At 36.9% G+C, this 23,542-nt stretch carries 18 protein-coding genes; 9 read left to right on the top strand and 9 right to left on the bottom strand.

Translation table 11 applies throughout. The features are described from left to right. The first annotated feature begins 114 nt into the window (after positions 1 to 114). Positions 115 to 1,602 carry a S8/S53 family peptidase gene (locus IPJ83_00440; GenBank protein MBK7879015.1) on the top strand — a complete coding sequence of 496 codons (1,488 nt, stop codon included), beginning with the start codon at positions 115 to 117 and terminating at the stop codon, positions 1,600 to 1,602. A 55-nt stretch (positions 1,603 to 1,657) separates the two neighbouring features. Further along, a complete protein-coding gene (locus tag IPJ83_00435) occupies positions 1,658 to 4,597 on the top strand; it encodes a CHAT domain-containing protein (protein ID MBK7879014.1) in 2,940 nt (979 codons plus the stop codon). A 64-nt stretch (positions 4,598 to 4,661) separates the two neighbouring features. Here IPJ83_00435 and IPJ83_00430 read toward each other — a convergent pair whose 3' ends face one another. Beyond that, positions 4,662 to 5,453, bottom strand: a complete 792-nt coding sequence (locus IPJ83_00430) for a hypothetical protein (protein ID MBK7879013.1) — start codon at positions 5,451 to 5,453, stop codon at positions 4,662 to 4,664. Between the two features lie 5 nt (positions 5,454 to 5,458). After that, the gene (locus IPJ83_00425; protein ID MBK7879012.1) at positions 5,459 to 6,046 is read right to left on the bottom strand and encodes a sigma-70 family RNA polymerase sigma factor; all 588 of its coding nucleotides are present in this window, start codon (positions 6,044 to 6,046) and stop codon (positions 5,459 to 5,461) included. A 425-nt stretch (positions 6,047 to 6,471) separates the two neighbouring features. On the opposite strand from IPJ83_00425, the gene IPJ83_00420 reads away from it, so the two are divergent. Both IPJ83_00420 and IPJ83_00415 read left to right on the top strand, forming a co-directional pair. Then, positions 6,472 to 6,807, top strand: a complete 336-nt coding sequence (locus tag IPJ83_00420; GenBank protein MBK7879011.1) for a hypothetical protein — start codon at positions 6,472 to 6,474, stop codon at positions 6,805 to 6,807. A gap of 240 nt (positions 6,808 to 7,047) precedes the next feature. Beyond that, the gene (locus tag IPJ83_00415) at positions 7,048 to 7,734 is read left to right on the top strand and encodes a hypothetical protein (protein MBK7879010.1); all 687 of its coding nucleotides are present in this window, start codon (positions 7,048 to 7,050) and stop codon (positions 7,732 to 7,734) included. A 377-nt stretch (positions 7,735 to 8,111) separates the two neighbouring features. Here the strand turns inward: IPJ83_00415 and IPJ83_00410 are convergent, their stop codons facing one another. The 5 genes from IPJ83_00410 to IPJ83_00390 all read right to left on the bottom strand — a co-directional run bounded on the left by IPJ83_00410 (position 8,112) and on the right by IPJ83_00390 (position 12,898). Beyond that, positions 8,112 to 8,567, bottom strand: a complete 456-nt coding sequence (locus IPJ83_00410; GenBank protein ID MBK7879009.1) for a cold shock domain-containing protein — start codon at positions 8,565 to 8,567, stop codon at positions 8,112 to 8,114. Between the two features lie 400 nt (positions 8,568 to 8,967). Next, positions 8,968 to 9,675, bottom strand: a complete 708-nt coding sequence (locus tag IPJ83_00405) for a hypothetical protein (GenBank protein ID MBK7879008.1) — start codon at positions 9,673 to 9,675, stop codon at positions 8,968 to 8,970. A 24-nt stretch (positions 9,676 to 9,699) separates the two neighbouring features. Continuing rightward, complete coding sequence (locus IPJ83_00400) at positions 9,700 to 9,858, bottom strand: M23 family metallopeptidase (protein MBK7879007.1); 159 nt, start codon at positions 9,856 to 9,858, stop codon at positions 9,700 to 9,702. Between the two features lie 365 nt (positions 9,859 to 10,223). Continuing rightward, entirely contained in the window at positions 10,224 to 10,400 is a 177-nt protein-coding gene (locus tag IPJ83_00395; GenBank protein MBK7879006.1) for a hypothetical protein, read from the bottom strand. Between the two features lie 305 nt (positions 10,401 to 10,705). Further along, a complete protein-coding gene (locus IPJ83_00390) occupies positions 10,706 to 12,898 on the bottom strand; it encodes a glutamine synthetase III (GenBank protein ID MBK7879005.1) in 2,193 nt (730 codons plus the stop codon). A gap of 370 nt (positions 12,899 to 13,268) precedes the next feature. On the opposite strand from IPJ83_00390, the gene IPJ83_00385 reads away from it, so the two are divergent. The 5 genes from IPJ83_00385 (at position 13,269) to IPJ83_00365 (ending at position 21,298) form a co-directional block, all read left to right on the top strand. Further along, on the top strand, positions 13,269 to 15,524 hold the full coding sequence (locus tag IPJ83_00385) for a UvrD-helicase domain-containing protein (protein MBK7879004.1): 2,256 nt from the start codon (positions 13,269 to 13,271) through the stop codon (positions 15,522 to 15,524). A gap of 93 nt (positions 15,525 to 15,617) precedes the next feature. Beyond that, positions 15,618 to 16,592 carry an arsenosugar biosynthesis arsenite methyltransferase ArsM gene (gene arsM, locus IPJ83_00380; protein ID MBK7879003.1) on the top strand — a complete coding sequence of 325 codons (975 nt, stop codon included), beginning with the start codon at positions 15,618 to 15,620 and terminating at the stop codon, positions 16,590 to 16,592. A gap of 296 nt (positions 16,593 to 16,888) precedes the next feature. Then, complete coding sequence (locus tag IPJ83_00375) at positions 16,889 to 19,090, top strand: exo-alpha-sialidase (protein MBK7879002.1); 2,202 nt, start codon at positions 16,889 to 16,891, stop codon at positions 19,088 to 19,090. A 100-nt stretch (positions 19,091 to 19,190) separates the two neighbouring features. Next, positions 19,191 to 20,063, top strand: coding sequence for a hypothetical protein (locus tag IPJ83_00370; GenBank protein ID MBK7879001.1), 873 nt, complete (start codon positions 19,191 to 19,193; stop codon positions 20,061 to 20,063). A gap of 65 nt (positions 20,064 to 20,128) precedes the next feature. Beyond that, positions 20,129 to 21,298 (top strand): HAMP domain-containing histidine kinase, encoded by a 1,170-nt coding sequence (locus tag IPJ83_00365; GenBank protein MBK7879000.1) that lies wholly within the window; start codon positions 20,129 to 20,131, stop codon positions 21,296 to 21,298. A gap of 109 nt (positions 21,299 to 21,407) precedes the next feature. Here IPJ83_00365 and IPJ83_00360 read toward each other — a convergent pair whose 3' ends face one another. Then, the gene (locus tag IPJ83_00360) at positions 21,408 to 21,989 is read right to left on the bottom strand and encodes a hypothetical protein (protein ID MBK7878999.1); all 582 of its coding nucleotides are present in this window, start codon (positions 21,987 to 21,989) and stop codon (positions 21,408 to 21,410) included. 309 nt (positions 21,990 to 22,298) lie between these two features. Then, positions 22,299 to 23,444, bottom strand: coding sequence for a DNA polymerase IV (gene dinB / locus IPJ83_00355; GenBank protein ID MBK7878998.1), 1,146 nt, complete (start codon positions 23,442 to 23,444; stop codon positions 22,299 to 22,301). Positions 23,445 to 23,542: the final 98 nt, after the last annotated feature.

The following is a 23,542-nucleotide window of genomic DNA, read 5'->3' as shown; positions in this document are numbered from 1 at the left end:
AAGCACTCATTTCACTGAAAATGAGTCAAAATGAAGAATTATTTAAATTCTCCTTAATTTTTTATTTAGATTTACACATACTAAACGAAAACTAACCTTTAAAACTACTTCATCATGGCTACTGAATTCAGGTTCAATCGAAATCTTGTATTGATCATTATTGGTCTTTTGACCTTAACAAGCATTATATTGACTACATTTTCATGTAATAATTGTGATATACTAAATGCTAACGGAAATTCATGCTCGAGTGTGGATACTTTTAGAACTGCTTTTGACAGAATTGAAAAATATCCTTCCTTTGATACATTCCCATCTTATCAAAAACTAAAAAATGACAGTTTTGATCTGACCTATCAATGCAGTCAATTAATTCTTGATCCTGACCATCCCAGGGTAAAAGAAATTAGAGATTCACTCAGGAAAGCCTGTTTTAAACTGGTTAAAACCTGCCCATGTGATCCGCCATTTGAATTATGGGAATATCCTGGTGTTGGTGGGGTGGGTTCTGGAACAGTTGTCTCAAATCCTATCAGACAAGGAGGTTTGGGTGATGGTATGCTTTTAAATGTTGTATTCAATATGCCTGAACCAATCAATTCAAGGGACACAATTTCACTTTCAAAAGATAATTGGCCAAATCTCAATTGTCAGGATGCTTCTATTCAAAGAACAATTGAAATTGCCATTGTAGATTCCGGAGTTGAAGAGAATAGTGGCGTTCCAAATCCTGGGAGTGGGACAATTTTAGGATTGCAATTTTTTGGTTGGAATTCCATCAACAACGGAAACTTATGCAACCCAAATTCATTTCAAAAGGGTATTGACATTTGCCTAAATACCGAACCAGTTGATTCACACGGTCATGGAAGTTCTGTAAATGCAGTTTCAACAGGAGCCTCCCTACCTAATTTTAAAACAAATATTCCCCTTAGATTTGTCAATGTTAAAATTACAGAAGGCAGTACAAAATACGGCAATTTATTTGATGCACTTTGTGGTTTAAATTATGCCTTAAATCAAAATCCAGATATTATTAATATCAGTTGGGGTTTTAAATTTGTAAGTTCTGATGCTAATGAACAGATGGATTCCGCATTGACAAAAGTATTTAATAATTTCATCAGAAAGGCTGATCAACATGATATCCTCATTGTAGCAGCTATTGGAAACGATAGCCTGTACTTAAACGAGGATGTTAAATTTTATCCGGCATCTTTAGCACCACGGCATGATAATTTTGTATCTGTGGGGTCTTTGGATAAAAATGGAAATGATCTGGCAGGATTTTCAAATTTTGCCGATGTGAACAGTGGAATTGTTACAATCAATACATTTGGCAAAGAAATAACAAATGCCTATCCTTCAAGAATGCAGAATACAACTATAGCCAGTGGGTGGGTTATACAATCGGGCACATCATTTTCTGCTCCATTGGTAACAAGAATTGCTGCATTGAGAAGATATAAATATGGAGAAACTTCAGTTGCTTTTAAAAATAAATTAAATCTAGTAAACAACTCATTGAGTATTCGCTATAATGGCTTATTAGAATTTAAAAAATACGATATCATGGTTGAAAGTTCCACCATATGCCCTTAAGGCATTTTAATGAACATTGGCTTTGGGTTATGTGTATTTAATTTCCGTTCGTGAAATGAGGGTTAATTTTATTTCAATTTTTATATCAGTATTTTTATTCAGTTTATATTTTATTAATTGTACTGAAGAAAAGATTGAAGAAAGAAGTATTTCCAAAAGAGAGGATTGTGATACAACTGTAATTGCAAGTTTTAGAAATCATCTTATTGATAAGGATTTTTGGGCTGATTCTGTTTGGACAAATTTTGGAAAAGCAATTGTGATTTCCGAATGTTTAGGGAATCGAGATTCTCTTTTCCTCTTAATTGCTGATTCTTTACATAATAGAGGAAATTCGTTATTAATTTCAGTGCCTTCTATTTCAAGAATATATTTTAAATCAGCTACAAAAATTAGAAGAGAATTTTACGGGGACTCAATTCATATTGATATTCTAAGATCATTAATCAATACAGGCATGACTTATGTCTATGAAGGTGACCACATCTTGGCATTAGCGTATTTTGATTCCGCTGAAATAGAAAAATCTGAATTTAGAATATTTCCTTATATATTTAATCAAATAAAGAAGGCAGAATCGTATAAATCCTTAAACGAGTATTTAAAGGCTATCGAATGTTTATCAAGTGCCTACCAAAGGATTATTGAGTGTATTTCTTCAAAAACTTGTACAGAGTCCGAGGCATGGTTAAAGACTTCATCCAAATTGGAGTACCTAATGTATAGCTTAAGTGATTTGTATAAAACCATAGGGGAAAATCGCAAATCAATGGATTTCAGTCTTAAAGGAATTCAGCTCATAAGGGGTTGGGCTCCTCCCTCCGATACAATAGGCCAAATGGGTAATTTGTTTATTTCAATTGGAAATAATATTCAAGATTCTTTAGCTGAAATTCAAGATGGAGAATCAGAAGCATATAAGTTGTTATGTAGTCAAGGAATCAATTACTATCAATTAGCATTCTCAAACTTTAAAAGACTTGAAGACAAAAAGAGCATTTTGCTTTGTTTCCAGAATTTAGCAGCCTTGTATGAAAAGATGAAAGATTATACTAAGTCCGAAACGTTGTGTAGACAAGGTATTGAATTTGCAAATTTGAATTTTAATGAAGTTGTCCCAAGTCAATTTCAATCCTTATACATTAATTTAGGAACTGCCTTACTAGGTCAAGACAAATTTAAAGAAGCTTTGATGGCTTATTGGAAAGCAGTGGGTTCAATTGACTCATCCAGTCTGAGTACCGGAAAATTACCAGATGTAAATAAATTAGCTTTAGACTATGAGCAAAGTTTGATATTGTTAGGGAGTATGGGAAGAGCATTTAAATTACTCGCTCCAGAAGATAAACAAAGCGCCTTACTGGCTGTACAAACGTATGACACGCTCTCAAATCTATTAAATCATTTTCGTGGAAATATAATTAACGATAATGCAAAAGTTAATTTGGCTGAGAGATCCAGATTATGGATACCAGATGCCATAACAGATATTAAAGATTTGTATTATCTTTCAAATGACTCAATTCAAAAGGAAAAAATGTTTGCCATGGTAGAGCAAGCCAAGGCATTTTCTCTGATTGAAGCGTCCAGATTGAATAATGCAAAAGATCAATTACCTATTGCTTTGCAGAGCAAGAAGGAGGAATTATTGAGCTTCCAGCAAAAAGCCTTACACAACGATTCTATTGCAGGATTAGTAGAAAAGAAACAAAGGGAATTTATCAGTGAATTAAAACTGAAAGTACCCTCATATTTTGCCATAAAGTATAAGGGTGTGGATATTTCTATTCAGGACATACAGCAAAATTTATTGGAAGAGGATCAGGCCATGTTAGAATATTTTATTCAAGATTCTCTGATCAATATATTTTTAATCAGTAAAAGTCATTTTATTTTCGACACTGTGGGCATCTTAAAAATTGAGTTGGAAAAACTCATTAGTTCTTTTAGAAAAAGTATAAATCCTGTCAATCAAGAAGGAATAACGGATCCGAAGTTAGTTAGAGAATTTTGTTTAACTTCCAACCAACTTTATGAAATTTTAATTGGGCATATTAAAATAAAATATGGATTGCCGGAGCGGCTGATTATTATTCCTGATGGGATTTTAAATAATCTCTCATTTGATGCCTTACTGTATAAACTTTCAAATGATGGAAATAATTTACCCTTACAAGCCAAAGATGGTAATTATCTCATTCAGCAACATGCCATTAGTTATTGCTTTTCTGCCAGTATGTTGCAGGAAATGAGCAGAGCTCTAAGACAAAATAATCTTAAAACAAGTCTTGCAATTATAGCACCACAATTTCATTCTGAGTCAAAAGATTTACCTTACCTGACTTATCAGTCTGATGAAATCGCAGGGATAAAGTCTGTTTATGATAATACTTACACGGATAATCAAAGCACCAAGGAGCAGTTTATTCGTGCGACTGAAAAATACGCTTATCTCCACATCTCGACTCATGGATTTGTTGCAGACGATCCTGACCAAAGTTTTATTTCATTTTCTCAATTTTCACCAAAGCCGGATTCCAATCAATTTTTATTTTTAAAAGAATTGTACAATTACCCTATGAACCAAGAACTCATAACACTAACCGCTTGTGAAACGGCACTTGGTCAACTTAAGGAGGGGGAAGGAAACATCAGCTTGGCAAGGGGATTTGCATATAGTGGTGTAAAATCATTTATCACGACACTTTGGAAGATCAATACTCATGGAGCCTCTAACATTATTCCAGGTTTCTACCATCACTTTTTTAATCAAGCACAACCTAAAGATGTCGCACTCGCAACCAGCAAAAGGGAGTTTCTTGCTGCAGGTAAGAGTGTATATCCGGAAAACTGGGCAGGATTAATACTTATTGGTAGTTCAAAAAGGGCTATTCAATCATCCGATTCAGCATATTGGGAAATCTGTATTTGTGCCCTAATCCTTACTCTTGGATGGATATTTTACATGCAAAGGAAAAAGCAATTGAGCGCATAATTTAATGGATTCAAAAGAATTATCAAATTGGTAAATTTGAGAATTACCAATAAGATGGAAACCCCTATTTTTTCAAAGCTTTTCGTAAAGATTCAGCACTTTGATAAATGTCATCATTTGGTTTTAATTCATCGATTAACTTAACCAGATCTTTCAGGATTTCTGTAGAATTCATTTTCAATCCTGCTCTGCTGATCAACACATTGAGTCTGATCTCTTGTTCATGTCCCTGCAATTGAGGAATCTGAGTCAAGAAATCAATATTCTTCAGGCAATCCTCAAAAAGTAAATTTGCTTTATCATACTGTTTATTTTTTAAGTAAGCATGAGCAAGGTAGTATTTGGGAAGACAAAAGTCACTGCATGCTTTTGACATAGCCTCTAAACTGTCCAAAAGAGGAGAAGGTTTGAAATAAAAATAAGAGGCTTTCTCATATTGTTTCATTTCTGAGGACGATGCCCTTTCCATACTTATGGGCTCCACCATAATTTCGTTTAGATTTTTACTAGTATTATAGGCTTCTGAGGTGTATACAGAAATTAAAAAGCCCATCACTAATAAAAAGGAAGCTGCCGTGGCAAGTTTTGGCCAATTGTCTGAAGCAAACCTATTTAATCTATAAATCCTCGATGGGTTTGACATTTTTACCGGAGTCATATTCCGATAAACTTCTGAAACCATTTTGCGTGTTTCAGGATCTACCTGATCTGGAACCTGTAGTCTTTTTAGCAGGAAAGCTACAAACTTGCTTTTGAGTTTAGCATCCGATTCTAACTCAGCTTTAAATGCTGTCTCTTCTTCCGGACTCATTCGATGATCCAGATATTCTTGAAATTTAATTGTTATATTTTCCATTTTATTTAAAATAAGTGATCAGGATCATTTTCTACTAAATCAGTTAATTTATTGAGACAACCAGAAAGATGAACAGGAATGGAACCAAGTGAATATTCCTTTCCACATTTATCCTTCAGTATATTAACCAGTTGCTGCTTGTCTCTTACCAATTGTTCTTCAATATGATAGTGGTACAAAAGGCGATTGCATTTACACTCTAATTGGTCAATATATTTCTTTACTTTTTCAATGATATAAGGATCCCCGGTTAGCTCATCCAGTCGTGAAAGCTCTTCCTGGGCAGCTTTTGATTTATTGGATAATCTTACCATCTCTTCACAAATGTTTCTGGTTAGTTTATAATAGTAACCGTCACAATTATCTCTTGGTCCCCTACCAGCCTCTTTCTCCTTAAAAATTCGTAAAACCACCTCCACATAAAAATCTTCCCAACCAGTATAGTCCTGTGAAACGAATCGTTGATATTTCCAATAGAAATACCTGGCATGTTTTTGAATAATTTCTTCTTCAAAAAGTGATTGGGCTGCTTTTTTTCTTCCCAATTCTCCTTCTAAAAGATAGAGTTTAAACGATTCACAAGATTTACACATGGGCTCAATTAATTATACAGTGTAAAAATAGATAATAATTTAAGGCTCATTAGTCATTTTTTTTTCTTTGTATTACCCTTGTAATATTGGGGATCATTCAAAGTACTTATCAGAAACTTAATATAATTAGAAGGAGAATTAATTTCTGACATTAGGGAATTATAGTTCTTAAATAAGGAATATTGAACGAAATACATGGATAAAATATATAATAGATAGATTAGTTTTCTTCACTATTCTTCAATACTAAGTAATATCAAAACAGGATCTAAAAATTATTTTTATTCTTATCCTTAATTTTTTCATTCATTGTTCACCATTAGATTGAAAGCAAGTTTGAAGAAGTAATTTGATTTTCAAATGTGAAAACGAGTCTTCTTAAACATTGCAAAAATTCTTCAATTTTAATCCTTAAATTATTTTTTATGAAACCGCAATTCTTATTTTCAGTTAACCTGGCTTTAGTACTTTTTTTTGGAGAGGCCATTCAAATGGATGGGTCACATTTTCTATCTGAGGCTACCAGTATCAGTAGCATTTGTCAAAAATCTTTAGAATTTGAAACTCCCAAACCATCAATTGAACCGAAATGTGACAATGAAGCTAAGCCACAGGAAAGGGTTGCTAAAGCTAAGGTTACAGAGCTTGACGACAAAGTGATTTTTGAAATTTGTTCCAAACAATGTGGCGATCCAATCATCTTATCCAATCAGCCTTGTTTCAGAAGATGTTGGATTTATTTCCACAAGATCAGAAAATAAAATCATATAACTCGCATACCTCCTTACCTACAACTGCGAAAGTGATGAATGCATCACTTTCGCAGTTTTCTTTTATAGTACATATTTAGTTTTTTAAAAAAATAAAAATAATTCATGGTGGACCTTAAATATTTGAAAATAATTACACCATATATATGAAGCTGTTTGCAAGGGGTGTTAAAGAACAAAGCAGCCGGCAAAAAACTAAAAATTATTTTTAACAATTAAATTATTCAAATCATGAAAAAGGCATTTTTAATTTCACTATTAACTCTTCTTTTTATCCACCAGGGAAATTTTATTTCAGCGCAGGGAATTAAAGGATTTACTGCAAGTTCTGAAATCTTGTTCAGCTCTTCGGGCCCAACGCATGGTCCAGATGTAAGTCTCATCAATAACTATAAGATCACCAGGTTCCCTTATATTGTACAGCATACTATTTCAAACTGCTTAGTGGATGGTGGGGAAACAACTGTTGAATTTGAATCACCACTGGTTAGAAACCAATTGGAGTCTGAGGTGTCAGAAACCAGCTTAGAATTATTGAGCTGCAGAGATATCGAATCATTTAACAAAGGAGTACAATTGTTTGAAAACTGGAACTTTGTGGAATCACAGAAATTGTTCTATAGTTATACAAAGGCGCATCCGGAAGATAAAGTAGCACGATATTATCTTGCATTATCCCAACTATACAGTGGTCGATATGGAGCAGCTGCAAGTAACTTTTCCCTGTTGAATAAAAACCTGGCTTTTGCCGTTGGCTTTATTAATCCTGAATTCAAAGATGATGTTAAGTTTTATTTTGGCATCTCTTCCTTGATGATTCCTGATGGAAGAAAAATTTCAGCTAGTCTTTTTAGACAGTTAAATTACGAAGGTGGGAAATATCAAAATGTTTGTAAAGGATTGATAGATTTACTTTAGTGCCGGTATCTATATCCGGTTTGAAGTAAATCTTTCCACACTGAATAATCTTTTATGAAAGTTCATCATGATCTATACTAAAAAGGGAGTCCATTCAATAGAATGACTCCCTTTTTAAAATTAAATTTTATAAATTTTGGCCCTTACCTTATTAGTAATCTTGCTTGGCTCATTGTTAAACTAAATTCAGAATACTAAACAAGCTAGGACTCTTATTAATATTATTTTGAGAAGGACAGGCTTATCTTTATAGTAGAACTATTGAAAGCTAACAACTCGTGATGACCGTAATTTAATTAATCCCTTGGAGTTAATAATTAGATTTATAATCTAATTGCGTCAGAAAATTGAATACGATTTCCGTCAAAAAACAAAAATTAATTTATTACTGTAACTTTTACAGCATTAAGTCCTTTATGACCCCTTTCTGTTTCAAATTTTACTTTGTCTCTCTCTTTGACCCGATCTACCAGACCATTGATATGTACAAACACACTTTCCTGACTTTCCAGGTCTTTGATGAAGCCATAACCTTTTGAATCATTGAAAAATGTGACAATTCCTGTTCTTACCACATCCACCGGTTCGCCAGGTTCAGTTCTTGAAACACTAATCTGCATATCTTCTTTTTTGAAAACATGTTTTTTATTAGGGTCCGGAGGAGTCGTAGAAATATTTCCATTTTCGTCAACATAGGCAAACATTTCTTCAAGAGTTTTGCCTTTTACGGCATTGGCTTTACGCTCTTCTTTTTTTTGATCTTTGTCTTGTTTTTTCTTAATTCTTTTTTTCTCTTTTTCCTTTTTACTAAAAGTTTCTTGTGATTTACCCATATTTAATTAACAGCTTTATTGATGACGTTTTAAAATTTTAAACACATTAGATAAATAGAAACCCGGAAAGTTAACCTGACAAGCTTTAAAATTCATGAAATATTTAAAGCCGCTACAAATTGATCAACTTAAAGTTTACTATTATATTTATACAAACCCATGAAAGGAAAAATCGGTTCCTACATTTCTTTGCACAGACCAAATCGTCCTGCTGGATCTAAGTCACAATGGGTTACAGACTTCTGGCAACGAATGGCAACAAAACAGTCACGAAGTATTGGTGAGAATCACAAATGTACGATATTTTAACTGAAATCAGCCGAAAATACGTCTCTTGCGTTATTAAATTTGGCTTATCTAATGAAGGATTACATTTAAAGACTGAAAAAATACGCCAGAATTAATCGACTATAATCAACTGGGCAGATCCAATTGGTACTTTTTTAATGTCCAGCAATAAAAGATACAAGACAGACAGTAGCTCTTCCCTATATATTTCATGTGTTTTACCCGAAGTAAAGGTCCCGGATTTTACTTTTAGGCCTATACTGTTTAAGATAGTGTAGTTAACTACTTCATTTTCACTCGGGACGGTAATGGTGGCGGACAAATTGAATGGATTGGGACAAATTACTACTTTAGGCAAATACTTACTCAGATTAGAATTTGCAGAAGGAACTCTTACCTCAAAAGTTTGACTGCAGGTATTACCATTATAAGTTGCCGTAAAAGTATATTGACCTGGTACAGTTGGCCGTTTTTTGGAATATCCCCAAAAGCTGAATTTGGAGTCGTTATTGGAAGTTCTGGTCCAGCTCGTGAAAATAGTTTTATCGAGATTGAGGATACTCATTTCAACGACTTTGCCATTTGTTTCATTTTTCAGAAAGATGTAGAATTTAGCAAAACCTGCAGGAAGACCCGGACCTTGAAAGGGCAAGGTAGACGTTTGCGTTTGGTTAGATATTTCGGTCATAGGGCAAGCCGGAATAACAACATCAGTTGTATGGACTGAAGCCTGAATTAAACCAGGTTCTTTGTACGATTTTTGGTTTGCCCACCAGGATTGGGTGTTTTTAGCATTACAATTACCCGAAAAAGGATCCACCAGGGTACTTACGGTACTCCCTGACTAAACTTCAAAGTGTAAATGAGGACCAGAAAAATATCCGGAACAGCCCACGATTCCAATTACCTCCCCGGCGGTAGTATTTTGCCCGATGGCTTTAATGGTAATTCGGCCGGATTTCATGTGGAAGTAAATCGCTCTGGAACCATCTGCATGTTGAATTACAACATAATTTGCTTTAGCACTACTTGAAACCCCGGATCAATTTTTATCAAATTCACCATCGTGTTTATCTATTAATGTACCAGGAACTGAAGCAATGACCTACACCGCATCATGATCCATTTTATAGAATGGGAATGGACCTATAGCAATATCCGTTCCTCAGTGAGAATCAAAAAAGAGATTACCGCAATTGTAATCTTTAAATGAACCGGACGCATTATCATGGTCGACATGAGCACTTATGTAAAATTACTGCACTCCTTAAGATCTGAAGCGGGCTGTAGCGACCAGTTAAGTGTAATGATGGAGGATTCTTTTGAAAGATTTTTATTCACATTAAACAACCGTATATTTTCATTGCATCAAAATTCAATCTCTCTGTATTGTGTTTCGTTGATACATGGGTGTAGGGCATCATTGTAAAAGGCAGGAAAAGTTCCACCAACTTCATCAAAGTTAGGATGTCCAGTTTGGGCATAATTTTCGCCTGTTATTGTAAAAAAGAGTATCCAGCAATGAAGAATAATTTTTGTTTTCATTTGATTAAATTGGTTTGTAATTAATGTTTGGAAATATTTTCGATGGGTATAAAACATTTTAATTTAAGACAGAATACAAACCCATTTTTTCTGATTATCCCTTTATTTGGTTTTTCACATTTGAATACTTCTGGTTTATTTTTGTGATTATTTATTTCAGGAAACTTTTCCAGTTGGATAAGCACTAAATCAAAAGATCCTTAAGGAAGCTTAATTACTGCCTTTATGAATGTTCAATCTCTCCTAAATAAAAATCCCGTATTCGAATGCTCGAACACGGGATTTTTAACCATTAAGTATTCTTTTTACCGATTAAAAAGAATTTCCCGGTATTTTGGAAGAGGCCAGTATTTATCCTCGACATAAAGTTCCAAATCATCGGCATGAGATCTTATTTCGAGGAAAAGCGGTTTTACTTTATCACAAAGATAAAGAGCCGTTTCACGGGTTGATTTTTGCTGATGGGCTTTGTGTCTTTCTGCTACCATTTTTTCAATATTCTGATACATCCCTTCAATATGTGTTGACAAGATTTCCACAATATGATTTTGTGTTTTCATGGCAGATTTTGGGACTCCTGCTTCGGCAGCATTTTTTAAGTTTGCCATTACCTCTGTCTGGTATCTCATACAAGCCGGTAAAATTTGGTTGAGTGCCAGTTCTTCTATTAGACTGGATTCGATTTCTACTTTTTTAATGTACTTCTCCAGGTAAATTTCATGTCTGGCTTCAAGTTCGCGATCATTCATGATGTTTAAGGAAGTGAATAAATCATGAGACTTTTTAGTGGTGATTGCATCCAATGCGAGGGGAGTCGTCTTAATGTTAGGCAAACCTCTTTTTTCAGCTTCCTTAGCCCATGCTTCGCTATAGTTATCGCCCTCAAAAAGAATATTTTTGCAGGACTTTATACATTCACGAAGTTCTTTAAGGATGGCAGAATCTTTTTTCTCTCCATCGGCAATGTGTTTATCCACTTTTGTTTTGAAATCATTCAATTGGTTTGCAACAATAGTATTCAGAACCATCATTGGATCTGCACAATTGGCGGAAGACCCTACTGCACGAAATTCAAATTTATTTCCGGTGAAGGCAAAAGGGGAGGTCCTGTTTCGATCCGTGTTGTCCATCATGACATCCGGTATCATTTTGTGGATGTCTAGTTTCAAGTCGTTTTCTTCTTCCTCTTTCAAATCGTTTTCAACCCTGGTCTCTATAGCTTCAAGGGCTCTTGTGAGATAGTCGCCGATAAAAACAGAGATAATAGCAGGAGGAGCTTCATTGGCACCCAATCGGTAATCATTGCTTTCTGCCGCAATGCTTGCGCGAAGCAGGTCTGCATGATCGTATACTGCCTTAATCGTATTGGTGAAGAAGGTCAGGAACTGCAGGTTATTCCGAGGTGTTTTTCCAGGGCCCAATAAATTCGTCCCTGTGTCTGTGCTCATAGACCAGTTGTTGTGTTTTCCACTGCCGTTGATTCCGGCAAATGGTTTTTCGTGAAGCAGCACAATGAGATGATGTCTTCTGGCAACACGATCCATCAAGTCCATAAGTAATGAATTGTGATCTACAGCAATGTTAGCCACTTCAAACATTGGCGCTAATTCAAATTGGCTTGGAGCAACTTCATTGTGTCGGGTTCTTACCGGTATACCTAGCTTATGGCACTCCATTTCAAGGTCTACCATATAGGAGTAAACCCTTTCAGGGATTGCCCCAAAGTAGTGATCCTCCAATTGCTGGCCCTTGGCAGGTCCTCTTCCAAACACAGTTCTTCCACTGGCCATCAAATCCGGTCGAGCATAATACATGGCTTTGTCGATAAGGAAATATTCCTGTTCCCATCCCAAAGTCGGTGTAACCTTATTTACAAATCGGTCAAAATATCTTGCTACCCCGGTAGCAGCCTTATCCAAAGCTTCAATGGAGCGAATCAAAGGTGCTTTATGATCAAGAGCCTCACCTGTATAAGAAATAAAGACAGTTGGAATACAAAGCGTTTTAGAACCTGCTATATCCATAATGAATGCCGGTGACATGGGGTCCCATGCAGTATAACCTCGAGCCTCAAAAGTGGCTCGTAATCCACCACTTGGGAAAGAAGAAGCATCAGGTTCTTGTTGAACCAGTGCATCTCCATCAAATTTTTCGACTGCGCTGCCATTACCGGCTAGTGTAAAAAATGAATCGTGTTTCTCTGCTGTCGTACCAGTCAAAGGTTGAAACCAATGTGTGTAGTGGGTAGTGCCTTTTTCCATAGCCCAGGCTTTGAGCGCTGCAGCAATTTGGTCCGCAAGCTGACGTGAGATTTTCTGTCCCTGGGAAATAGTCTGGCTATATGCCTTGTATGCATCGTTAGACAGATAAGCTTTCAACTTATCTTCAGTGAATACATTTTCAGCATAATAGGAAGAGATTTTCTTGTTTTCCCTTGCAAGGGGATTTTTTGGTCTGGAAAGAAACAGACTCAAGGCAGTGCTGCGGTTAGTTGACATAAAATGATAATTTTAAATTATTAAATCTGGCGCAAAAATATAAAATATTTTAGACTAAATTATGTTATTGAGTTAATATTAGTCAAAATATTTTAATTATTTTAGGATAAATACATGAATTGGTAATAAAAAAGCCAAAATATTTCATATTTATAAAAATTAATCTAAGAGGTACTAGTAGGGAAAGATCTAATTCTGCAATGGCCCGGGAGATTTTATTCTGCGTGTAGAGGGAGTCTGAGCCCTCAAAATCAGGAGTAAAAAAGGGTATCAGAAACCATGGAGAATATTAGATTTTTATAAATTTCTTCTTTTAGCATTTTACGCTTTGTTGGAACAGGGCTTATCTTGCATCCTTATTAGAAGACCCATGGCCAATTACTTAGATGAACTCAACCCCATACAACGTGCGGCAGTCGAACAAATCGACGGTCCGGTAATGGTTATTGCAGGACCGGGTTCCGGAAAAACCAGGGTACTAACCTATCGTCTGGCCCACATGATGGAATCCGGTGTCAAACCATGGAACATACTTTCGCTGACTTTTACCAACAAGGCGGCTAAAGAAATGACAGAGAGAATCAGCCAGGTTGCCTCCGGAGAGGCAAGGAAGGTTTGGAGCGGAACTTTCCACTCTATTTTTGCGAGAATTCTGCGGGTGGAGGCAACTAAAATTGGCTATCCAACTGATTTTTCGATTTATGATACGGATGACAGTAAAAGTCTGATAACTGAGATTATCAAAGAACTCAACCTGAATCCAAAGGACTACAATGCCAATTCGCTCAGATCCAGAATTTCAAATGCAAAGTCAAATCTCATCACCCCACTGATGTATGAGAAAGATGCTGATTTGCTTGAGCAGGATCGGATCAACAAGATGCCCTATACTTCTGCAGTGTATAAAAGATATGTTCAGAAATGTCTTCAATCGGGAGCGATGGATTTTGATGATCTCTTACTTCAACTGTTCAGGCTGTTTCAGGAAAATCCGGACAATGTGCTGGAAAAATACCGGAAACAGTTTACGCATGTAATGGTAGATGAGTTCCAGGATACCAACTATCTTCAGTATGCCATCCTAAAAAAAATTGTGCTCTATCCGGGAAGTCAAAGGAATGTTTGCATTGTTGGGGATGATGCCCAAAGTATTTACTCATTTCGTGGAGCGACCATCAAAAACATTTTGGATTTCGAAGCAGATTTTCCGGATGTGAAAATTTTTAAACTCGAACAAAACTACCGAAGTTCCGAGCACATTGTACAAGCGGCAAATGATGTGATTACATACAATGTCCGGCAGATTAAAAAAGAAATATGGACGGATAAAAAAGAAGGTCATAAGATCAAGTTGATCAAATCAAGTTCGGATAATGAGGAAGGAAGAAGAATAGCGGATTATATTGTCGAGCTGAAGAACAGTTACCATTTAAAGAATAAGGAAATCGGAATCCTTTACAGGACCAATGCGCAATCCAGAATTTTTGAAGAGCAAATGCGTCGGTTAAATATTCCGTATAAAGTATTTGGTGGAATGTCCTTTTACCAACGTAAGGAGATCAAGGATTTGCTTGCCTATCTGCGTCTGACCGTAAATCCAAAAGACAATGAGGCCTTTAAAAGAATTGTGAATTATCCCAAAAGAGGAATTGGCGATGGTACAGTAGATAAGCTGTTGGAATTTTCAAAGGAACACAATCTGTCCTTATTCGAGAGTCTTGCTTCGTTCAGTGCAGCAGGCAAAATAGGTCAACAGTTACAGATGTTCCGCATGCAAATCATCGAGATGCAGGACATGTCTCGCAGGAGTAATGCTTACGATGCAGCCATGTACAGCTATAAGATGTCAGGACTGTCTTCTGAACTCAAACAAGATGTAACGAATGAAGGAATCTCCAGATTAGAGAACGTGATGGCCTTACTGGATGGTATAAAGGATTTTACAGAGAATGATGAAGCATTGGGAGATACCACTGTAGACAGAAGTCTTTCGTCTTACCTGCAATCCATCGCCCTAATCACCCAATTGGACGAAGAGAAAGAAGGTAACGATTATGTTACGTTGATGTCCGTGCATTCAGCAAAAGGACTTGAATTTGAAGCGGTCATAGTAGGTGGTTTGGAAGAGAATTTATTTCCATCTTATATGTCCATGTCATCACCCGAACAACTCGATGAAGAGCGCAGATTATTTTATGTGGCCATTACCAGGGCAAAGCATTTTCTGACCTTGAGTTATGCCACTTCAAGATATTTTTTTGGAAACTTAAGGATGAACGAACCAAGCCGATTCATTGAAGAAATAGACGAAGCCAGATTCGAAAAAGACAACACAGCAAGAGCAACAGTTTTTACTTTGACTGATGAACCGGCTTCCCCTAAAGTAAGGTTTGTAGAGAAAAAACCTGTAAGTATCAGTCATCCCGGACTTGCAAACTTTAAACCCAGCAATCCGAATGGAATTCAGGCAGGTATGACGGTGCTGCATCAGAAATTTGGAGAAGGAAAAGTGCTGAACATCGAAGGAGGATCAGACAATAGAATTGCAACCATTTTTTTTAGAGAAGTTGACAACCCACAGCGGAAAATCATGTTGAAGTTTGCGAAATTGGAGATTTTAAGCTAATTTGCTAATTAGCTAATAAGTTAATGAGTTAATGGGGAAATTAGACTTTTATATTTCCAACAAATAATTTTAAAAAAAAACAAATATAAGTTTATGTCTCACTATTTAGATGCTACTGTGGATGTGTACAAGGATGCAGCAATGAGTCCAAATGTAGGTTTGTGCTGCACAACCACTCCGGTGTGGCAGTTGCCGGAATTGAACATTCCTTCAAAAATGCTGGCCATGAATTATGGCTGTGGAAGTACGGTAGAGCCGAGGGATCTAAGCAATCATCCCAAAGTACTTTATGTAGGAATTGGAGGAGGAATGGAGCTGTTGCAATTTGCTTATTTTAGTCGAAGGAAAGCAAGTGTAATAGGAGTTGATGTGGTAGATGAAATGATTGACGCATGTCATGAAAATTTAAGGGAAGCCGAGAAGATGAATCCATGGTTCGACGCTGATTATATAGACATTAGAAAAGGAAGCGCGCTGGATTTACCAATATCAGATGAAACAGTAGATGTAGCCGCTCAAAATTGTCTGTTCAATATTTTTAAAACAGAAGATTTAAAAAAGGCATTGACAGAAATGTACAGAGTGCTGAAGCCACACGGCAGATTGGTCTTATCTGATCCTATCTCTGAAGACCCCATGCCGGAAAGCTTAAAAAATGATGATCACCTAAGAGCTTTGTGTTTAAGTGGTGCAATACCTTTGGAAGAATATATTAACCTCATTACAAGCGTAGGTTTTGGTACCATAGAAATAAGAGCCAGAAGACCATATCGGATATTGGCTTCAAATCAATATCCAGGACTGGCTAAAAACATTTATATAGAAAGCGTGGAAGTATGCGCGATAAAAGACCCGATGCCAGAGGATGGAGCTTGTGTTTTTACTGGTAAAGCGGCAATCTATTTTGGAAAAGAAGACGCCTTTGATGATCATAAAGGACATGTACTGATGCAGAACCAGCCGCTGGCCGTCTGTGATAAAACAGCCCATAATTTAGCCAGGCTCAATCATCCTGAAATTTTCATTTCCGAATCTACGTTTCACTATGATGGGGGAGGTTGCTGTTAAAAATATTGAAAAATTTAAACTATAGTAAGGAGTAGTGAATTATCAATATTAAAACTAATTTGTCCCAGTTTTAAACTTAGTTATAATTGTAAGGATAATGACCCAAGTTTTAAACCAGCTTGCCCGAAAGAAGGATTTACACCACGAGTAGGGAATATTTACTTTAAATCTTGTAAAGTGAATGAGTCTGTGAATTGCTATAGTACAAGTACTGGAGTCTGCTTTGATACAGAACTTAGACTTCACATTGAATATTTTTGTTGCCTGCAAGGGGGCGGAGGTATAAATTAGTAAACATGAAGAGTTTAATTATAAGTTTATTTTTATTACTAAATTTAAAAATTTGCCACTCCCAAGACCTATGGGAGAGAATAACATCGACCCAAACTTTTTTAACAGAAGATATTGCAATGGATTCAAAAGGAAAGGTATACATTGCAGTTAAAGGACACAATGATATTTTTGAAATTAATATAGTACAAAATGAAATTAAATATGTACGATTACCGGATGTTTGGCAACCATATTTTGCACTAATACACAGTAAGAAAATATGGATAAATGGGGATGATAGTTTAGTGAATTATTTTATTTATGGCGGGGTTCCGTTGCCATATTATTTAAAAAATAACTCCTTTTATCCGGCAATTGATTATTCCGATACATCGCTCCATCCTTTTGTTACAACTACAGAAAAATTTGATCGTTCAGGAGAGTATTATTTCAGTGCTTTAAATGAAATTTATAAATATAAAACACTATGGGAATTTAATGGAATAGAAAGGGTATTCAGTCTTTCAAATGGGGAAAATCTTATTGCGGATTATTTTCCTTTCACTAGTGAAAATAATTATGCAGTAGTTTCAAATATTGATAATACATTTTCAATCTACAATTATTCCACGAAAACAAAAAAAAGTGAAAGAATAATCAATACTAATTTAAATATAGAATCTAGTAAGGTCGTCATAACGGAAGACGGAAATATTTTTCTTCCAACAACAAATGGACTATACCACTATTCAGATAATGGCAATTCGGTAGATGTTCCTGTAATTGATGCTGATGAGGGACCCTATACTCATATTACCGATTTGAGGCAAAGTAAAAGAGGAGATGCTGTAATTGCGCGAACGAATGGTAAATTTTATTTTTCTTACGATACTGGAAAAACATGGATTAAGCCGATAAACTTTAATATAAATTTCCCTTCAGACCATATAGTAAAAATGGAAATATGGGATAGTTTGCATGCTGTAGCCTTTTTGAAATATGGATGTTTTGAGGAGCAAAGCTTACTGTTGACAAATAATAGAGTTGGTTGGACAGCAGTAAATCCAGGAATAAACTATTATGAATTAACTAAAATATTTAAAACTGTTTCAGGGAGATTGTTTGGCTTAGAAAATAATTGTGATTACATTTACTCAGATAATGATGGAATAAATTGGAGGTCATTAAAAGTTCAAAATAATGCAATTCGGAATTTATTAAAAGTAAGAAATGAAAATTTGCTTGCATGGAACCCAGGGGACAGCATTTTAAATTTTTCTGATGATTTTGGAGATACCTGGGATAATAAGATAATTTTTGAAGGCGAAATTCAAAATGTTACTAATTTATTTGATTTAAATGTTTTTTTGGTATCAATAACTGATTCAAGAGGTTCCTCCCCCAAATTTCATTATTATTTAAGTGTTGATGGTGGAAAATCATGGGTAAAGCAAAATAGTAATAGTTTTCCAAAGATTAATACCAAAGGTATTGTTTGGGACAATGGTGGAAGCATTATATCATATGGATCTAATTCCACTAATGTATACATGTCAAGTGATTTTGGAAAATCTTGGAAGGTGGATAATCGATTTTTAAACATGAAAATATTTGATCTAATATTTACAGAAGACAATAGTGTTTTAGTCAATGGAGTAATAGATAATATTCGAGGGGTGTTTTTAAGTAGAGATTATAAATTATTTGAACTATTAACAGGAGCATCTGATGGGATTAAATATTTAAAAAACGGTTTAATAGTTGCATATTCAGTTGTGGACGGTATTAGGATAAGTAACGATTTTGGTAAATCATGGGAAAGTCTTAGTAGAAATTTGCCATTGAATGAAAAAGTTAGGACTACAATTTATAATGATTTTTATTTGAATGGAGACGGCATAGCTTACCTATCTCTTGGTTATGACGGTTTATACAAAACAAAGGATGCTTTAGTAGGAATAAAGAAAATTGCAAAGGATGAATTGATAGTAAATTTATCTCCAAATCCTGTAGAAAGTTTATTAAATATAGAGATGGGAGATGAATTTAAGGATTTAAATGTTTTATGTATACTAAAGAATTTAATGGGACAAACGGTTTTAAGGTATAATATGAATTTTCAAAATTCAATATTGAACATCAGTGAGATTCCAAAAGGTGTTTATTTTTTGGAATTTCAATATATGGGAAAGTTAATTTGTTCTAATAGAGTAGTAAAAATCTAAAAAAATTTAAATTCTCACACTGTATTTGGACTTTCAAAATTTCTGAATGGATATTTAGTCCAAAATAGTTCTTAAGGTTTGTGATTACTTTTTAACTTTGATGAAAAGGACTTTAATTATTTATAATCTACTATTACTGATAACTGCAAATATTTTATCAGGTCAAGTGTTAGTGAATAGTTTAATTATTTTAACACCAGATTTACACGAAATTTCAGGTCTGATAACTTTAGACAGAGGTCAGCACTATTACGCCATCAATGATGGTGGGAATGAAGCAGTAATCTATCAGCTGGATTCAGTCGGCAGAGTGGAAAGAAAAGTATCCGTGGTCAATGCAATAAACAGGGACTGGGAAGAATTGACAACAGATGGAAAAGAGTATCTGTACATCGCGGATACCGGTAACAACAAGCAAAAAAGACAAAGGGTAGTAATCTATAGAATCCGGCTGGTGGATTTAATTGGTGATAATGCAGTGCAAGCAGATTCTATAGAAATTATATATCAACAATATCCTGATAAAAAACCAAAAGGCAAGGACAGAAAATTCGATGTCGAGGCCATGTGTTGGATGAAAGATAAAATCTACTTTTTTACTAAAAATTGGATGCAGGACATTCCTCTAAAGACTGATTTGTATACACTGTATCCGAATCCAGGAATACATACTTTAAGTCCCGAAAAAAGTATCGCATACTCCGGCAGATTTTTTATGGAAAGTCAGCTCACAGGAAGCTGTTTTGATCAAGAGTCAAACAACATTTATTGGCTCACGGAGACCCAAATCATCCAAACCGATGCACCCTCCTTTAAGCGAAAAAAAATGGTCACCTACGATCTTCCGGAATTGGGGCAATGGGAATCCATTTGTCCATTGGGGAACTCGAGATTTGCTGTAGCGCGGGAGCGCAACAAGGTCTTTGGACAGGAAGCAGCCTTGATGATACTCAGTTTAAAAAGCCAGGATTGATTTATACCTATCTAAGGGACAAATGCGTTTACTTTGCATTTGACTGAAACCCTGAATGGGAAATCATGATGGACGTATACAGTAAGACCGGTCGTTGGAAATTATACCTTGCCATATTGGGGGTGTTAATTGCATTATTACCTGTCTTCTATTCCAATTATCTGGCCCAGAACCTGGCCGAGCGAGAGAAAACACATGTGGAATTACTGGTGCGTACGCTGAAGGAAATTTCACTCAACCAGAATTACGATCAGGACATGACTTACCAGGTGGAGGTTCTTGAAAAACTCAACAATGTAAGTGTGGTTACGGTCAATCACAATGGAGATGTACAACTCCATAACTATCCCGAAAACGTTGACACCTCTGCCGTATTGAAGCGCGTGCGGGCCTCAGGAATACAACCCCTGACGACACCGGACTATGAAGCAATATATTGGGAATATCCAAAAATTTTGACACTGATCCGATACTTCCCACTTCTGCAATTATTCCTTTTGCTGGTTTATGTAGCGATTGGTTATGCCGTTTTTAATCTCACCCGAAAGGAAGAGCAGAACAGGGTATGGGTAGGGATGGCCAAAGAAACTGCCCATCAGCTTGGCACTCCGATCTCCGGCATTATGGGTTGGATTGAAAATCTTAAATCACCAGATACCGATCCGGAGCAAGCGGCAGAAATTGTGCGTCACATGGAGCAGGATGTATTTAAGCTTCAGCAAGTCTCTGACCGCTTTTCTAAAATTGGATCCAAACCCGAGCTACATCCTTGTTCGCTCCTGCAGGAATTGTTGGAGGCCAAGCGATATATGCAGGTACGTGCATCCAGGCATATTGTTTTTGATTTCCCTGATGAAGAGGATCAGGACTATTGGGTCGACATCAATCCAAATTTGTTTTCATGGGTTTTGGAGAATTTACTTCGCAATGCTTTGGATGCCATGGAAGGAGAAGGCAAGATCATGGCCAGGATTTCCAAACATCACCACATGATTCATCTGGAGATTACAGATACAGGCAAGGGAATTCCTGCCGGAAAATTTGATACCATTTTTCGACCCGGTTACTCTACCAAACTCAGAGGCTGGGGGCTGGGATTATCTCTGGCAAAACGCATCATTGAGAACTATCACAATGGAAGGATCTATGTAAAAGATTCGGCAATTGATCAGGGCACAACGTTTATGATTGAATTGCGGGAAAGTGAGGATGGAATTAGAAAATTAGAAAATTAGAAAATTGGAAAATTGGAAAATTGGAAAAAGTTGTCATATCTGTTGGCATACACTCTACAGGTAAATTTTGTTGGAGATTTTTATGGCAATAAGACCATTAAACTTTTCATCAGGAGTAGACAAAATGTATTGGAGAATTTTCCAGTCTTTCGTATCTCTTGCATTGGATTCTGGTGTCGCGATTTTTGAACACAAAGAGCACAATTGCTTCCCACAGAAAAACCCATCCACCAATGTTGAGGCCTTCTACCAATGTTTCGTAAAGTATATTTTTTGATGACCAGTTGTTCAGATAAAAGCTAAGCAACAGCAAGGCAAAGGCGCTGAGTATATAGGTAATACTCCTCTGGTATACTTGATTTATTTCTCTTTTGTAAGACCGGATCATGAATTGAAAATAAGTTTTAATACCGGTGATTACGCGTTGCTCTTTTTCGGTGTCCCGGATGTCGGCCGGTGCATTGAATTGCAGGATCAATGGATACTTGAGTGGGATGTCCACAGAACTTTCCTCCATATAAGTCATAAGGTCAGAGTCCAGGTCTCTTTTGACAAATGGGGCCGGATCCAGATTGTTGAAGATGTCGTGATAACTGCCGATGGAAATCTTAATCAGAAAAGCCTTGGTTGCGGGATCCCGCTCGTAAATTCTTTCCAGAAGGGAGATTTTGTTTTTTATAGAGGCCGGCATTTTTAGAATTGTTGCGATCAGGTAATTTTTGTCCTATTTTGTAGCACTGAACCTCCCGGGCATATCTACTTTTATTGCCCAAGATACACCCGGGGCTATTTTTTTACAAATGTTTTGCTTAAGGATTTGGAAGAATAGTTTCTGTCTGGCTATCTCAGAATTTCTAGTCAGCTTCAAAAGAGGGGCTACAGTGTGTATTTATTGAATTTCGCATTCTTGAAACCTTTCTGACATTGTAGCCAATCCGTAAATTTTAGAAAATGCTGAGACAGCACTACTTTCCTGTGAATTTTCATCACGGTCACCTATTCATTTAGTCATCACGGCTCGCTTTATGGCGCTGTAACCCCAGCGGTGCCGGATATGGTCCAGTTGACGCATAAGGGAGATTTGTGTGGCCGTATCTTCAAACAGATCAAACTGGGGGCTGCCATAGACCAGTCCGCTGAACTTTACGCCGATGAGGCGGATGAGTTGGCGGCGTTCGTACACTTTTCGAAAGAGTTCCTGGACAACGGGCCAAAGATTTTTATCGAGTGCGGTGTAACTGATCTTACACTGGCGGCTGAAAGTATTGAAGTCGGCGTAGCGAATTTTGACGGTGACGATGGAACAGAGTTTGCCGGAGTCTCGCAGTTCGAAGGCCAGTTTTTCGGTCATGTCGAGCAGTAGTGTGCGGATCCGTTTCATGTCAAGGGTATCTTGTTCGAAAGTACGTTCTTTGGAGATGGATTTGGCTTCGTGGTAGGGGACCACAGGACGGTGATCGATCGCGTTGGCGTGTTCCCACAGGCTGCGGCCGTTTTCACCAAATTGACGTTCGAGTAATTTGGCGGGAATTTCGCTGAGGACTTTTATGGTCCGTACCCCCATGAAGCTGAGTTTTTTGTAGGTTTCCTTGCCGATGCCCGGGATTTTGGCGGTGGAGAGGGGTGCCAGGAAGTCCTTTTCGGTTCCGGAGGGAATCTCGCGGGTGCCGTTGGGTTTGGCTTCTCCCGTGCCGACCTTGGACACGAGTTTGTTTACAGAGAGGCCGAAGGAAATGGGCAGGCCGCTTTCGCGGATGATGGACTGGCGGAGCTCGTCGGACCATTTCATGCAACCAAAATAGCGGTCCATACCAGTGAGGTCGAGGTAGAACTCATCGATGGAGGCTTTTTCGAAGACAGGAGCGCGGTCCGCAATGATGTCGGTGACCAGGGCTGAGTATTTGCTGTAGCTGTCCATGTCTCCCTGCAGGATGAGGGCCTGTGGACAGAGCCTTTTGGCCATTTTGACGGGCATGGCGGAGTGGATGCCGAAAGCTCTGGCTTCATAGCTGCAAGCCGCCACCACTCCCCGACTGCTGTTGCCACCTACGATCAGTGGCTTACCCCGCAGGGAAGAGTTCTTCAGGCATTCTACGGAGACGAAGAAGGAATCAAGATCCAGATGAAGTATGGCCCTGTCAAACATATTCAGTTTTTATTCCGTGGCAATCGGGATACAAATGTATAATAAAATGACTTTGTATGTCGAATAATTCGACAATTTTATATCTTTGCCCTCTCATA

This window comes from Candidatus Vicinibacter proximus, assembly GCA_016713905.1.
GTDB lineage: Bacteria > Bacteroidota > Bacteroidia > Chitinophagales > Saprospiraceae > Vicinibacter > Vicinibacter proximus.
Note: the sequence above shows the minus strand (reverse complement) of the source record. Positions and strands in the feature narration are given on the sequence as shown.